The sequence below is a fragment of the Loktanella fryxellensis genome (assembly GCF_900110065.1).
GTDB lineage: Bacteria > Pseudomonadota > Alphaproteobacteria > Rhodobacterales > Rhodobacteraceae > Loktanella > Loktanella fryxellensis.
On the sequence record NZ_FOCI01000005.1, the window covers coordinates 116,171 to 131,223 of the forward strand.

The 15,053-nt window shown below is 67.4% G+C and carries 12 protein-coding genes; 9 read left to right on the forward strand and 3 right to left on the reverse strand.

Annotated elements, in window-relative coordinates; genetic code table 11:
- Positions 1-63: 63 nt before the first annotated feature.
- Both BMX16_RS05755 and BMX16_RS05760 read right to left on the reverse strand, forming a co-directional pair.
- Positions 64-3,180, reverse strand: coding sequence for an Ig-like domain-containing protein (locus BMX16_RS05755; protein WP_089900094.1), 3,117 nt, complete (start codon positions 3,178-3,180; stop codon positions 64-66).
- Between the two features lie 156 nt (positions 3,181-3,336).
- Entirely contained in the window at positions 3,337-4,305 is a 969-nt protein-coding gene (locus tag BMX16_RS05760; protein ID WP_245731358.1) for a YihY/virulence factor BrkB family protein, read from the reverse strand.
- A gap of 125 nt (positions 4,306-4,430) precedes the next feature.
- Here BMX16_RS05760 and BMX16_RS05765 point away from each other — a divergent pair, with 125 nt between their 5' ends.
- From BMX16_RS05765 to BMX16_RS17580, 3 genes are all read left to right on the forward strand, one after another.
- Entirely contained in the window at positions 4,431-5,057 is a 627-nt protein-coding gene (locus BMX16_RS05765; RefSeq protein ID WP_089900095.1) for a nucleoside/nucleotide kinase family protein, read from the forward strand.
- 182 nt (positions 5,058-5,239) lie between these two features.
- Positions 5,240-5,368, forward strand: coding sequence for a hypothetical protein (locus BMX16_RS18185; RefSeq protein WP_281242591.1), 129 nt, complete (start codon positions 5,240-5,242; stop codon positions 5,366-5,368).
- 47 nt (positions 5,369-5,415) lie between these two features.
- Entirely contained in the window at positions 5,416-5,565 is a 150-nt protein-coding gene (locus tag BMX16_RS17580) for a hypothetical protein (protein WP_177174578.1), read from the forward strand.
- Positions 5,566-5,633: 68 nt separating this feature from the next.
- Here the strand turns inward: BMX16_RS17580 and BMX16_RS05770 are convergent, their stop codons facing one another.
- A complete protein-coding gene (locus BMX16_RS05770; protein ID WP_089900098.1) occupies positions 5,634-6,320 on the reverse strand; it encodes a fumarylacetoacetate hydrolase family protein in 687 nt (228 codons plus the stop codon).
- 111 nt (positions 6,321-6,431) lie between these two features.
- On the opposite strand from BMX16_RS05770, the gene BMX16_RS05775 reads away from it, so the two are divergent.
- The 6 genes from BMX16_RS05775 (at position 6,432) to BMX16_RS05800 (ending at position 14,862) form a co-directional block, all read left to right on the forward strand.
- Complete coding sequence (locus BMX16_RS05775) at positions 6,432-7,073, forward strand: paraquat-inducible protein A (RefSeq protein ID WP_089900101.1); 642 nt, start codon at positions 6,432-6,434, stop codon at positions 7,071-7,073.
- Entirely contained in the window at positions 7,040-7,684 is a 645-nt protein-coding gene (locus tag BMX16_RS05780; RefSeq protein WP_245731360.1) for a paraquat-inducible protein A, read from the forward strand. Before BMX16_RS05775 ends, BMX16_RS05780 begins: the two co-directional genes overlap by 34 nt.
- Positions 7,681-10,140 carry a PqiB family protein gene (locus tag BMX16_RS05785; protein WP_089900104.1) on the forward strand — a complete coding sequence of 820 codons (2,460 nt, stop codon included), beginning with the start codon at positions 7,681-7,683 and terminating at the stop codon, positions 10,138-10,140. The genes BMX16_RS05780 and BMX16_RS05785 overlap by 4 nt, the downstream gene beginning before the upstream one ends.
- Before the next feature lie 4 nt (positions 10,141-10,144).
- Positions 10,145-10,708, forward strand: a complete 564-nt coding sequence (locus BMX16_RS05790; RefSeq protein WP_089900107.1) for a PqiC family protein — start codon at positions 10,145-10,147, stop codon at positions 10,706-10,708.
- 417 nt (positions 10,709-11,125) lie between these two features.
- Complete coding sequence (locus BMX16_RS05795) at positions 11,126-13,213, forward strand: hydantoinase/oxoprolinase family protein (RefSeq protein ID WP_089900110.1); 2,088 nt, start codon at positions 11,126-11,128, stop codon at positions 13,211-13,213.
- A complete protein-coding gene (locus BMX16_RS05800) occupies positions 13,210-14,862 on the forward strand; it encodes a hydantoinase B/oxoprolinase family protein (protein WP_089900113.1) in 1,653 nt (550 codons plus the stop codon). The genes BMX16_RS05795 and BMX16_RS05800 overlap by 4 nt, the downstream gene beginning before the upstream one ends.
- Positions 14,863-15,053 lie beyond the last annotated feature (191 nt).

Sequence of the window (15,053 nt, forward strand, 5' to 3'; positions counted from 1 at the left end):
GCATGCCCCCCGCCTGATGGGGCAAGGGGGGCAGGTCGTTGCCCACCCCCCTGGATCGCGTCGTCAGACCATCGGGTTCAGCTTGATGTCCTCGTCGATCTTGAGAACCGTGTCGCCGCCGAGGGAGTAGACGTCGTAGGTCTGTCCGCCGAACGTATCCTTTTCCACGAAGGTCATGGAGCCATTGACCCGCACGATGTCATCGATCGCACCGTGCACGACCAGCACGTTGTCGTTGGCCGACAGCCTGTCGATGGTCGCCTTGTCCAGCGTCAGTTGCGACTTGTCCGACAGGGACAGGTCGATCGACCCGATATTGAAGCCGTTCAGCGCCGATGCGTTGACGTTGACGACATCGGTCCCTGTCTCGTCCAGCACCAGCAACACGGAGTTGGTGTTCCCCGCCGCGTCCTTGGCGGTGATGACCAGATGGCTGCCATCGGACACCGGACCGTTGGCGTCCACGTCGATGTACACCTGCCCCGGCTTGTTCGACACCGTGTTGTCGTCGTTCTCGTCGGCCACCAGCGTCTTTGAAGCACCCCTGATGGTGTGGATGTCGAACTCGTTGCCGGCGTTCGCCACCTGCACCGTCACCACACCGGCACCACCGGTGCCACCCGCGTTCTGGGTCGTGATGGCGATGACATCGGGGTCCGTCGGTGCGATCGTGTCGATCCGGTAGGTCCCCGTTTCCGTGCGGACGTTGCCTGCCGCGTCGGTGGCATCGACGGTCACCACGGCGTTCGACATCTCGATCAGGCGGATTTCGGCGGCGGTGTAGGCGACCGACCAGCGACCGTTCACGACCGTCGCCTCGCGGCGCACGCCTTCGAAGGTCACGAACACCTTGGACCCGGCTTCCACTTCACCGGTCAGCGTGACGCCATCGGCGGCCTCTGCCTTGGTGATCAGGTTGTCGCCTTCGATCGCGTTGATGCTGAGCCTGTTGACCCAGGTGTCGAGGTTGACCCTGCCGGTGGTCGTATCGGTGTTGCCTGCCGCGTCCGTGGCGCTGACCAGCACGCCCACGAAGCCCTCGACATTGCCCGCAGGGATCTTGCTGGCGGCATAGAACGACGACCACTTGCCGTCGGTGCCGGCCACTTCCGTGTGGGTGAAGTTGTCGAAGGTCACGGTGACGGTCGCACCCGGCTCGGTCACGCCGACCAGCACGATGCCGTCCTTGCGCTCTTCGAAGTTCACGACGCCATCGGGGCCATCGACGTTGCGCGTGTCGAGCGTCACGTCGATCTCGGTGTCGATCTTGAAGTTCAGGGGCACGGCGACCTTGCTGTTGCCCGCACGGTCGGTGGCCACGGCGGTCACCGTCGAGGTGTAGGTCCCACCGGCGACTTCGGTCGAGGAATACGTGACCGTCCACTGGCCCTGAGCGTTGGCCTGCACCGTACGCGAGGAGAACCCCGTGGCTTCGGTGCCGATGGTCACGACGACGCGGGCGAACGCCTCGGCGGTGCCGACGACCGTGGTCCCCATCAGCCGCTCGTCGCCGTTCAGGATGTCGTCGGCGACATCCGCACGGGTGTCGACGCTGTCGATGGTCACAGTTGTTTCGGTGTCGATCTTGACCGTCTTGGTGTCGGTGTCGGTGTTGCCGGCCTTGTCGGTGGCCACGGCCGTCACGGTCGAGGTGTAGGTGCCTGCCGCCACTTCGGCGGACGTATAGGTCACCGTCCATTGGCCCTGTGCGTTGGCCGTCACCGTCTTGGTCGAGAAGCCGGTGGCTTGCGTGCCGATGGTCACGACGACGCTGGCGCCTGCCTCGGCGGTGCCGACGACGGTGGTGCCCTGCTCGCGCTCTGTGGCGTTCAGCGTGTCGTCGCTGACGACGGCCGTCGTCACCACGTTGACGATCCGCACATCGGTGATCGTGTCGATCTCCAGCCTGTCGGACACCGTCTTGGTGTTGCCATGCTCGTCGGTCGCCGTGACGCCGATTTGCACGAACGACCCGAAGTCGCCCTGACGGATCACGCCGGCAGGCACATTCAGCGTCCAGTTCGTGCCCGTGACGGTGGCGTTGTAGCTTTGTCCGTAGAGGCTGACCACGACGGTCGCGCCGGCGTCGACGGTGCCTTCCAGCACCACGCCGTCACGTTCTTCGACGAAATTCACGGTGCCGTCGGTTTCGACCTCGTCCGCGCTGAACGTGACGCGCACGACCGTATCCACGTCGAGGATGTCGGTATCCGTCGCGGTGCCGCCGCCGTTGCTGACCTCGACGCGGACCGGCAGGTTGTAGTCGCCGGTGGTCAACTGCGTCGACGGGATCGAGATGGTCCAGTTGCCGTTCTGGCCGATGGCGACGTTGGTCACGACGGTGCCGACGGTGACCGTGCCAGTGGCACCGGGCGTGCCGGTGCCGCCGATGATGACGGTGCCGCTGTCATAGTCCTGCTGGTTCACGACCGTGCCGTCGGTCCGCGTGCCGGTCGTGATCTGCACGACGGGTGGCGGTGTGACCGGATCGACCGGGTCGGTGGGATCCGTCGGATCCGTAGGATCGGTTGGGTCAGTCGGGTCGGTCGGATCCGTGGGGTCAGTCGGATCTGTCGGGTCCGTGGGACCGGTCGGGTCCGTGGGATCTGTCGGGTCGGTGGCGCCGTCGCCATCGTCCTCGCCGTCGTCACCGCCGTCGCCGGATCCACCGATCAGCATGGCACCGCCAAGGGCCGCCGCACCCGCCGCACCCAGACCGCCGAGGCCGCCCAGACCGCCAAGCAGCGGGGCCGCCATCATCGTGGCCTGCGGGCCGCCGTCGTCCACCGGCAGCGCCGCGACTTCGGTGAAATACAGGGCATCATCGGGCGACCATTTGCCGAAGCTGTCGCTGTTGACGTATTGCGCCAGCATCAGGTTGCCGTCGCCGGCGCTGAGCTTGACTTCCGCCAGCTGACCGCCGGAGGACAGGAACAACTGGTTCTGCGCTACGCCCTCGGGGCTGAAGAACCCCTCGATGGTGACGGTGCTGCCGTCGACAAGCATGACCCGCAGGGCCTGACCCTGACGGGCATAGGACAGGATCATGTTCCGCTCGAGGTTCAGCGAGACGTCCTGACCCTGACCGAGGACGATGTTCGCCGCCGATCCCGATCCCAGAACTTCACCACGCTGCAGTCCGCCCGCATCATTGCGGACGACGAATTGAATCGCCGACATAACACTACTCCGCCTCATTCCGCGTGCCCATCAAGGGACACGTCCATTTTGATTGCGGTCAGGATAGCGTGGCGTCCGGCGTTGCGCCAGACCATTTAGGGCGCGACCGGTCAGATCCGCGACGTAATGGTGACACATTTGCCTCATCAGGCAGGGTCAGTGTTGACCGTCGATATTGCCGTGCACCAGCAGGTTCAGCGCAGCGCCCAGCAGAACAAGATAAGCCGTCAGATACAGCCACAGCAACATGCCGATCACCGCACCGATGGATCCGTAGACCTCGTTGTAGTTCCCGAAATTGCCCAGATAAAATGACAGTGTGGCCGATGCGACAATCCACAGGACCACAGCGGTGGCGGCCCCCACGGTGATCCATTGCAGGCGCGCGTCCTTCTGATTGGGACCGAAGCGGTACAGCAGCGACAGCGCCGCATAAAGGACGAACAGCGCGACCAGCCAGCGGATCACCTCGAGCAGCCACGCGGTATCGGGGCTGATGTGGGCAAAGCGCATGACGATCGGCGCGATCACGACCGCCGCCATGGCCATGATCGCAAGACCGACCAGCGTCAGCGTCAGCACGAAGGCCACGAGGATGTCCTTGAACCCGTTGCGCGCGGGGCGGTTCGCGATGGCGTTCAACCCCTCCATCAGGCCCGCCACACCGGCCCGCGCCGCCCACAGCGCCAGGATCAGCGACACGCCGGATGCGAATCCCAGCGTGCCGGTCTGCGCGGCCAGCAGGCGGCCCGTCTGCTCGACGATCAGCAGATAGGTCTCGGTCGGGATGATCTCCTCCATCAGCTCCAGCTGCTGGACGACCACCACGGGATCAGCCAGCAGGCCGAAGACGGCGATGATCGCGGCCATGGCCGGAAACAGCGCGAACATGCCAAAGAAGGCCACGCCTGCGGCGATCAGGCTGACGTGCCGTTCCATCGCGATGGTCCAGACGGCCATCAGCAGCGCACCGAACCGGCGCAGAGGGCTGGCCTGCGGCGCGGCCTGAAGGTCGTCGCCGGTTGAAGGCGGTGCGGCTGGCGGGCTGCCCACGCCGGGCTGGATGCTGTCGGTCATTGGTCCGTAGTATGGCACCAGACCCCCGCTGCCCAGCGGGTGTGTCATCGCAGCCCGATGTGTCGCGTAAATGGCGCAGGTGCGGACGCACCCCTCGTCACGCGACCGGCCTGCCGATAGTCTGGCAACCAACCGCGGGCAACGCGGACAGGCAACCACAGGACGACACCGCGATGCAGAACATCACCGCACAGGTCAATCTGGTCGCCGACCGCATCCACACCCTGTGCGAGACGCGGGACCGCGTCATCGTGGGGATCGCGGGGGCACCCGCGAGCGGCAAGTCGACGTTGGCCGCCGAGGTCGCCCGCCGCCTGACCGGTCAGCGGGTGCCGGCCATGATCGTGCCGATGGACGGTTTCCATCTGGACAACGCCGTGCTGGACGCCCGCGGTCTGCGCCCGCGCAAGGGTGCGCCAGAGACGTTCGACGCCTGCGGTTTCGTGCATCTGATCCGGCGCCTGACCGAACCTGCCGAGGTGATCGCTCCCACGTTCGACCGGACCCGCGACATGTCCGTGGCGGGCGCCATCGTCGTGCCAGCCACCTGCCCCGTCGTGATCGTCGAAGGCAACTACCTGATGTTCGACGAATCGCCGTGGCGCGATCTGGCAAGCCTCTGGCACCTGTCGGTCCGGGTCGAGGTCGGCCTGCCGGAACTGCGCGCGCGGCTGATCCAGCGCTGGCTGACGCTGAACCATTCGCGCACCGCCGCCACCCGCAGGGCCGAAGGCAACGACATTCCCAATGCGGAACGCGTGATCGCACGGGCGCTGCCCTGCGACATCACGCTGCCATGAACGCCGCCCGGACGGGCGGTCCGAGGGACCGGATATCCGACGCCGCAGGCCGGATCGCAGGCCACGGGAATTGCATGACAGACGCATGGCGGGCCTGTTAACGTCTGGCACACCATGTGACGGCAAAGGCCAGCAGCCGTGCCATGCGATTTTCAGCTTGCCAGCATTGAAGGGTTTTCGGAATGAACCCGATGAAGATGTGCGAGGCGCTCTGCGCCGCGGGGCTTGGCACGACCGCCCTGCCCGCCGTTGCGGCAGGATCGCAGCCAGACACCCGCGTCATCGCACGCACGATCCGGGTCAGCTGCTAGCATGCCCGACGCAAGCGACGATCTGGGACCATCCGGCCGGCACCTTCGTGCCGGATCTCGTGGATTACAGCTACGACTTTGCCGACGCCAGTGCGATCGCCACCACGACCTGCAAGGACGTGCCGCTGGTCAACCACCCCGTGCGCTTGAAGGCGCATGTCGCAGACCTGATCGCGCGCCAGATGCCTGACCGCTGACACGCCGCCTCACCACACGACCGTGCCCGCGCTCTGCGGGCACGGTCGTGTGGCGCTGACACGGCAGCTCAACCGATTGTCGTCGTCACCGTCTCCAGCCCGTCGATGCTGCCCGTCAGCACGTCGCCGCGCACAACGGCAGCGACCCCGGCCGGAGTGCCGGTCATGATCAGGTCACCGGCGCGCAGGTGATACAATCCCGACAGATGCGCCACGATGCGGGTCACGTCGTGGATCATGTCGGCCAGCGGCGCGTCCTGCCGCACAGCGCCATTCACGTCCAGCCGGATGCGTGCCGCGTCCAGCAGACAGTCGATGGCGGGCGTGATCGGGCCGATGATCGCCGACTGCTCGAAATCCTTGGCCGCATCCCACGGTTTGCGCCCGTCCTTGGCCGCGGCCTGCAGATCGCGCCGCGTCATGTCGAGGCCGACCGCATAGCCAAAGATCTCGACCTCGTCCGCGGGCGGGTTTTCCAGCCCGACCGATGCGCCGATCGCCACGACCAGTTCGATTTCGTGATGCAGGTCCTGCGTGCCCTGCGGATAGGCCATGACATCGCCCGACTGCAGCAGGGCATGCGCGGATTTGGTAAAGAAGAACGGCGCGACCGTGTCGACGGCGTTGCCCATCTCGGCGGCATGCGCGGCATAGTTGCGCCCGATGCAGAAGATCCGCAGCACCGGGTAACGGTGTTGCGATCCGGCAATGGGCAGATCGGGTTGATCGGGCGCGTCGAAGGGATATGTCGTCATCGGATCCTCTGAAAGCGGGCGTGGCCATCGGTGCGTGTTGCGTCTAGGATGCCAGAACCCGATACCGCAGCACGTATGCTGCCCCACGCAAAGTCAAGACCGGTCCATCCCATGCACATCGACCCGGCGACCCTGCCCCCTCTCGACGACATGATCGCCTGCCCCCATTGCGACACCCTGCACATGGAAGACGATCTGCCGGACGGGGCGCGGGCCTACTGCCGCAGGTGCGGCGCGTTGCTGTTGACGGCAGAGTCGCGCGCCGTGGTCTGGCTGGTCAGCCTTGCCAGTGCGGCGGTCGTGCTGATGGTGGCTGCGGTCAGCTTTCCGTTCCTCGACCTCAGCCTGCAGGGTCAGCACAACGGCACATCCGTGATCCACGCGATCCTGGTGTTCGGTTCCGGCAAGGCGATCCCGCTGGCCATCGCGGTGGCACTGTTCATCGTAGTGCTGCCCCTCGTGCGCCTGCTGGCGCTGCTGCATGCGCTGGCACCCCTGGTGCGCGGCGTCCCGCCGACACCCTCTGCCCGCGTGGCCTTTGCCCTGACGGACCAGTTGCGTCCCTGGGCCATGGCCGAGATCTTCATGGTCGGCGTCACTGTGGCGCTGGTCAAGGTCGCCGGGATGGCGGACGTCACCGTGGGCCCCGCCTTCTGGGCGTTCGTGGCCCTCGTCCTCATCACCATCTTTAACGATCAGATCATGAACAGGTTTGCGATTTGGAAAGCACTGGACACGGGCACCACGGCCTGACGACCCTCACCACCGCCCGCGAAGCCGGTCTGATCGCCTGCACGCGCTGCGGACAGGTGCATGCGGGCGACGCGGTGAAGTGCAAACGGTGCCACGGCCCGCTGCAAAGCCGCGACACCCGCAGCCTGCAAAAGGTGTGGGCCTGGCTGATCGCTGGCATGATCGCCTTCATTCCGGCCAACCTCTATCCCATGCTCCTCACCCGCACGCTGCTGGAGCGGTCGGAGAGCACGATCGTCGGTGGCGTGATCGAACTTTTGCATTACGGAAACTACGGCATCGCCGCCATCGTGTTCGTCGCATCCGTCGTCATTCCCGTGGGCAAGTTCATCGCCATCGCCTATCTGGCGTGGGGTGTTCAGCGCGGTCACAGGCTGCGGCAGCACCAGCGGCACCGGCTTTATGATATAGTGGAATTCATCGGCCGGTGGTCGATGATCGACGTGTTCGTCGTTGCAATTCTGTCGGCGCTGGTTCAACTGAACGGGATTGCGGCGATCAATCCGGGTGTCGCCGCGCTGAGTTTCGCCCTGTCGGTCGTCTTCACGATGCTTTCGGCACTGGCGTTCGACCCCCGTTTGATCTGGGACGCTGACAGGACTGTTTCATGAGTGACGATGTTACCCCGACCGACGATGCTCCCGGCGGTGTCTCGCGCCTCGACGTGCGGCAGTCCAAGCCCAGCATCTGGCGCCGCATCTCCTTTGTCTGGCTGGTGCCGATCCTGGCGTTGTTCGTGTCCGTGGGCGTCGCGTGGCAGTCGTTCTCGGACCGCGGGGTCGAGGTCGAGATCCGGTTCGAGAACGCCTCCGGCGTCACCGCAGGTCAGACCGAGATCCGCTACCGCGACGTGACCATCGGCGCCGTGGAGCGGGTGGAGTTCGGACCGGACCTGCAGGAGGTGCTGGTCTATGCCCGCGTCGACCGCAACGTGGCCCCGTTCCTCGATCAGGACGCGACCTTCTGGGTGGTGCGCCCGGAGGTCGGCCTGCGCGGCGTCAGCGGCCTCGATACGGTGCTGTCGGGCGTCTATATCGCCGGCGACTGGGACCGCGACGCGGGCGAGGCGCAGGTGCAGTTCACCGCCCGCACCACTGCGCCGCTCGCCTCGGCCGGGCAGACCGGCACCATGATCACGCTGCGCACCGATGACGGCAGCGCACTGTCGGCCGGTGCGCCGGTGCTGCATCAGGGGATCGAAGTCGGCACGCTGGGCGCGCCGGTGTTGCAGGACGACGGACTGACCGTGCTGGTCGATGCGTTCGTGGCAGCCCCCTATGACGCGATCATCACCTCCTCCACCCGGTTCTGGGATACCGCAGGCTTCAGCGTGTCGCTGGGGGCCGCTGGCGTGTCGCTGAACGTGGGCTCGCTGGCGTCCCTGCTGGAAGGCGGCATCGCCTTCGACACGGTGGTGTCGGGTGGCGATCCGATCACCAACGGTCAGGTGTTCGACCTGTTCACCGACGAGGAATCCGCCCGCTCCAGCCTGTTCAACAATGCCGGACGGCCCAAACTGAACGTGGCCGTCCTGTTCGACGGGTCCATCACCGGCCTGTCGATCGGCGCCGAAGTCCGCTTTCAGGGCCTGCGCGTCGGTCAGGTCGCCGATCTGGGCGCCGTCGTCGTCGATGACCCGGAAGGGACGCGCGTCGAACTGCGCACCGTGCTCGCGATCGAGCCGGACCGTCTGGGCCTGGGGGCGGAGGCGACGCCGGACGAGGCGCTGGAGCTGCTGGCCGAGTTCGTGGGCCAGGGCCTGCGGGCGCGGTTGGTGTCGGGCAACATCCTGTCGGGCTCGCTCGTCGTCGAACTGGTCGAAGTCGCCGACGCGCCGGAAGCTGTGCTCGATCTGGCGGCACAGCCCTATCCGGTGATCCCGACCACGGTGTCCAACATCACCGACGTGGCCGATCAGGCGCAGGGCGTGATCAACCGCATCAACAACCTGCCCATCGAAGAGATCATGACATCCGCCATCGACCTGATGGACAGCGCCAACGCGCTGGTCCGGTCCGACGGCGTGATGCAGACGCCGGAACAGGTCGCGGGCCTTCTGGCCGATGCGCGCGGCCTGATCGGGTCTGAAGGGATCCAGTCCGTCCCGGACGACATCGCCGCCGTCGTGGCGCAGGCCGCGACGATCCTCGGTCAGGTGAACGGCGTCATGGACCAGATCGGCAGTGCCGACGTGGTCGGCAGCGTTACCCGCACCGTTGCCAACGTAGAGGAGGGCACGCAGAACCTGTCCGAAATCTCGGCCTCGGCACAGGAGCTGCTGAACAAGGTCAACGCCCTGCAACTGGACGCGCTGCTGACCGAGGCGACGGCCGCCCTCGACGCCATCGCGGCGGTCGCGGCCAATCCCGACATCGCCGAGGTGCCGGTGTTCTTGAACCAGCTGCTGGACGAAGCGCGCGGTCTGATCGCCAGCGGCGACGTGCAGGCCCTGCCCGGCGAATTGCGCAACGTGGCCAACAGCGCCAACACGATCCTGTCGGATCTGACCTCGCAGGGTGTCAGCGAACAGCTGACGCAGGCGATCACCGCAGCAGCCAACGCCGCGCGCACCATCGACGAGGCGTCCCAACAGCTGCCCGCCATCACCGCGCAGCTCGACACCCTGTCGGCCAATGCGGCGGGCATGGATCTGCAGGGGCTGTCGGCGGCGGCGGAAACCACGCTCGGCAACATCGACGCGCTGATCGGCACGCCCAGCGCGCAGGCCCTGCCCGCGTCGCTGTCGTCCGCCCTGGACGAGGTGCAGTTGTTCCTGAACGAAATCCGCGAAGGTGGCGCCGTGAACAACGTGAATGCGGCCCTGCAATCCGCCAATACCGCCGCCCAGGCGATCGAGGAGGCAGCCCGTACCCTGCCCGCCCTGTCGGCGCAGACCGGCGCATTGGTGGCCTCGACGGGCACCGTGCTGGAAAGCTATGGCGAACGCTCGCGCTTCAATTCCGAAACCCTCTCGACCCTGCGCGACATCCAGGCGGCGGCCGATGCGGTCAGCAATCTGGCGCAGGCGATCCAGCGCAATCCCAACTCTCTGATCACGGGACGTTAATCAGATGCTGAAACCCACCCTCGCCCTCGCCGCACTGGCCATTGCCGCCGCCTGCGGCAACACGCTGACGCGGCTCGACGTGCCGGTCGTCGCCTCGACGCTGCAGGTGAACGCGTCCGTCAGTTCGGTCATGGTGCGCAGCGTGTCGCTGCCGACCTACGCCTCGGCCGAGGAGATCGCGCTGGAGACCGAACCCGGCGTCATCACGTCGGACGGCAAGCTACTCTCAGCCGACGATCCCAGCCGCGCCGTGACCCTGTCGCTGACGCAATCGCTGGACGGCATCCTCGACGCGACCGTGGGACCGGACCCATGGCCCTTTGCGGGCATCCCGGACGTGTCCGTCGACGTGCGCGTGTCAGAGATGCTGGGCAGTGCCGTGACCGGCACCTTCCGTCTGGCGGGACAATACTACATCGGCGGCGACGGCATCGACTTCGCCGACCGCTCGCGGACCTTCGCCTACACGATCCCGATGCCCACCGCCGACGTGCCCGGTGCCGTCGCGGCGCAAGGCACCGCCGTCGTGCAACTGGCGGAAGAGATCGCCCGCCAACTCTCGCGCTGAACCAGACGACGGCAGCCCCCTGGTCAGGGGCCTGCCGTCCGTCATTGCACGTCCGCAGGGCCGTTGCCCTGCATGCCCAGCGTACACGTGTCATCTGTCCCGCACGCCGATGCGCCAGCCCCATCCGCACCGCGCGGACCCCGTCCCAGCCGCAATGCCCGAACCGATCCTCTGCCGTCACCGCCGCACCGCCTACCTTTCCACAGCGTTCCCCAAGACATTGCACCCTGACGGCGCCACGGGCCTGCCTCAACCGGTCCAGACGCAACCTGTCCCACCACGCCCCTCCTTCTTCTGGTCGAAAATATCCCGGGGGGCACGGGGGGCTGGCCCCCCGTTCTCACGCCACCCCACAATCGAGGTTCACCTTCCTCCCCCGCCTTGCTAGCGTCCCGCCAACCTTCAAGGGGACACCGCATGACCGACCCAATGATCCGGCTGGGCGCCGACATCGGCGGCACCTTCACCGACGTGGTGCTCGAGGTGCACGGTGTCCGCCATTCGACCAAGGTGCTGACCACCTATGCCGCGCCCGAGGAGGCCATCGTCACCGGCCTGCACCGGGTCTGCGCGCTGGCGGGGATCGCACCCGGCCGGATCGGTCAGATCATCCACGGCACCACGCTGGCGACCAACGCGCTGATCGAACGGCGCGGTGCGCATACGGGCCTCATCACCACGCAGGGGTTCCGCGACGTGGTCGAGATGCGTCAGGAATCCCGGTTCGAGCAATACGACCTGAACCTGACGCTGCCCCTGCCGCTGCTGCCCCGCGCCCAGCGCCATGTGATCGCGGAACGGATGGATGCGGACGGCGGCGTGCTGATCCCCCTCGACCCCGCCGCCATCACCGCCCTGTGCGACGAGATCCGCCCCCACGGCTATCAGTCCATCGCGGTGGGCCTGCTGCATGCCTATGCCAACCCCGCGCATGAACGCCTGATCCGCGACGTGCTGGCCCGCGCGCTGCCCGGCGTGATGGTGTCCCTGTCGTCGGACGTCAGCCCCCAGATGCGCGAATACGAGCGCTTCAACACCACCATCGCCAATGCCTACATCCAGCCGCTGATCGCCAGCTACCTCGGTCGCCTTGGCGACCGGCTGGCGGCGGAAGGGGCGGCCTGCCCGGTCTTTCTGATGCATTCGGGCGGCGGGATCATGGATATCGCCACCGCCGCCGCCTATCCGGTGCGGCTGGTGGAATCGGGGCCAGCGGGCGGTGCGGTCTTTGCCGCCGACATCGCCGCGCGCCATGGGTTGAACCGCGTGCTGTCGTTCGACATGGGCGGCACCACCGCCAAGATCTGCCTGATCCGCGATGCCACACCGAAAACCGCGCGTGTGTTCGAGGTCGCCCGCTCCTACCGTTTCAAGAAGGGCTCCGGCATGCCCATTTCCATCCCCGTCATCGACATGGTGGAAATCGGCGCGGGTGGCGGATCGCTGGCGCACGTGGACGCGCTCAACCAGATCCGCGTCGGGCCGGAAAGTGCCGGGTCAGAACCAGGCCCCGCCGCCTACGGGCGTGGCGGCACCCGCCCCGCCGTGACCGACGCCGACCTGACGCTGGGCCGTCTCGACCCCGTGGCCTTCGCCGGTGGGACGATCCCGCTCGACCCCGGCGCGGCACAGACCGCGCTGATGGCGCATGTCGGCGACGTGCTGACCATGGACGCCACCACCGCCGCCTGGGGCGTGTCGGAGGTGGTGGACGAAACCATGGCCAATGCCGCCCGCGTCCATGCGGTCGAGAATGGCGAGGATCTGTCCACCTACACGATGATCGCCTTCGGCGGTGCGGCCCCCCTGCATGCGGCACGGCTGTGCGAGAAGCTCGGCATTGCGGCTTGCCTCATCCCGCCCGGTGCGGGCGTGGGGTCCGCCATCGGCTTTCTGCGCGCGCCTTTCAGCTTCGAGGCCGTGCGCAGCCACTTCATGCCGCTGGGCGATTTCGACCCTGCCGGCGTGACGGCGATCTTCGCCGCCTTGCGGGAGGAGGCGGAAACCTTCGTCCGGTCCTGCGATGCGACAGCGCCGATTTCCGCCGTGGCCCGGGTCTTCATGCGCTATCCCGGTCAGGGCTGGGACATCCCCGTGACGCTGCCCGACGGGTTCGCCGACGCCCCAGACGCGGACACGTTGCAGACGCTGTTTGCGGACGCCTACACCGCGCTGTTCGGGCGCACGGTGCAGGGGTTGGCACCCGAAATCACCGTCTGGTCCGTCGATGCTCGCACCCCCGTGCCGCCCGTGACCCCGGTACCGGCCACGCCCGCGGGCGTCTTGCCCGCCGGTGACGGGGCCACGCGCGCCCTGTTCGATGCCGCCAGTGGCGCGTGGGACACCGCCCGTGTGCAGCCCCGCGCCGCCCTGCCACCCGGCGCACCCCTGCCGGGCCCCGCACTGATCACCGAGGACGAGACCACCGTCGTCGTCCCTGCCAGCCGCACCGCCACGATGCTGGCCGATGGCTGCATCGCTCTGAGCCTCAAGGAGCCGTCATGACCCTGCGCCCCGTTCAGTTGCAGGTCATGTGGACCCGCCTCATCTCCGTTGTCGAGGAGCAGGCGCAGGCCCTGATCCGCACCGCCTTCTCGCCCTCCGTGCGCGAGGCGGGCGATCTCTCGGCTGGCGTCTATGACGCGAAAGGCAGGATGCTGGCGCAGGCGGTCACCGGCACGCCGGGGCACGTGAACGCCATGGCCGATGCGGTGCCGCATTTCATCGCCGACATCGGCGTGGATACGATGCGGGACGGCGACGTCTATCTGACGAACGATCCGTGGAAGGGAACGGGCCACCTGCACGACATCACGGTGGTCACACCCACCTTCCGCGCGGGCGTTCTCACCGGGTTCTTCGGCTGCACGGCGCATGTGGTGGACATCGGCGGGCGCGGCTTCGGGGCCGACGGCAACTCGATCTTCGAGGAAGGCTTGCAACTGCCGATCATGCGGTTTGCGGCGGCAGAGGGTGTGGACCAGACCCTGATCCGCCTGATCCGCGCCAACGTGCGCCAGCCGGACCAGCTGATCGGCGACCTGTTCGCGCTGGCCAACTGCAACGCCATCGGGCAGCGCCGGCTGGACGCGATGCTGGACGAATTCGCGCTGGCCGACCTTGCGGACATCGCCGACTACATCCTGACCCAGTCCGACACCGCCACCCGCGCCCGGATCGCCGCGCTGCCGCAGGGCACCGCCACGGGGTCCATGCGCATCGACGGCTACAGCGCGCCTGTCGATCTGTGCTGCACGGTGGGCCTGCACGGCGATCACGTCACCTGCGACTGGACCGGCACCAGCGGCTGCGATCCCAAGGGGATCAACGTGCCGCTAGTCTATACCCGCGCCTATGCCTGCTACGCGTTGAAATGCGCCATCGCCCCCGACATTCCCAACAATGCGGCAAGCCTTGCGCCCTTCCGCATCACCGCGCCCGAAGGCAGCATCGTGAACGCCGTCCATCCCGCCCCGGTCGCCCTGCGGCACGTGATCGGTCACCTTGTCCCCGACACCGTCTTCGCGGCCCTCGACCAACTCTTGCCCGGCACCGTCCCCGCCGAAGGGGCGGGGGCGCTGTGCAACTTCCAGCTCTCGCTGCGCCCCGGCCCCGACGCCCCGCCGGGGGCCCGACGGGCCGAGGTACTGACCTTCAACTCCGGCGGGGCCGGTGCACGGCCGACGCTGGACGGATTGTCAGCCACCGCGTTCCCGTCCGGCGTGATGACCATGCCGGTGGAGGCGACGGAACATGCAGGCCCCGTCATCATCTGGCGCAAGGAATTGCGGCCCGATTCGGGCGGCGCCGGCCAGTTCCGTGGCGGTCTGGGACAGGTGATGGAGGTGGGGACGCGTCCCGGCTATGAGGCTCACTTCTCCGCCATGTTCGACCGGGTCGACCACCCCGCCCGTGGCCGCCACGGCGGCGCACCCGGTGCGGCCACCACCGTGGCGCTCGACGATGGCACACCCCTGCGCGGCAAGGGCCGTCAGGCGATCCCCCCCGGCGCCCGCGTCATGCTCGCCTTTCCCGGCGGCGGCGGCTACGGCGACCCCGCCCTGCGCGATCCCGCCGCCGTGGCCCACGATTTGGCACAGGGCTATGTCACCGCTGCTGCGGACGACGCCGGGAACGACGATCCGACCCGCTAGGCCTACGCAACCCTGTCGTCACGCCCCCGCCCGCCCATCGCGACGCGACCGTCATGGTCCCCCGTTCTTCTGGTCGAAAATATCCCGGGGGTCGGGGGGCTAGCCCCCCGGGACACCACCGGCCCAGCATCCACCGCCCGCCTGCATCCGCCGTCCCCTCACCCCGCGTCATGCGCTCAGCACTCTGGACC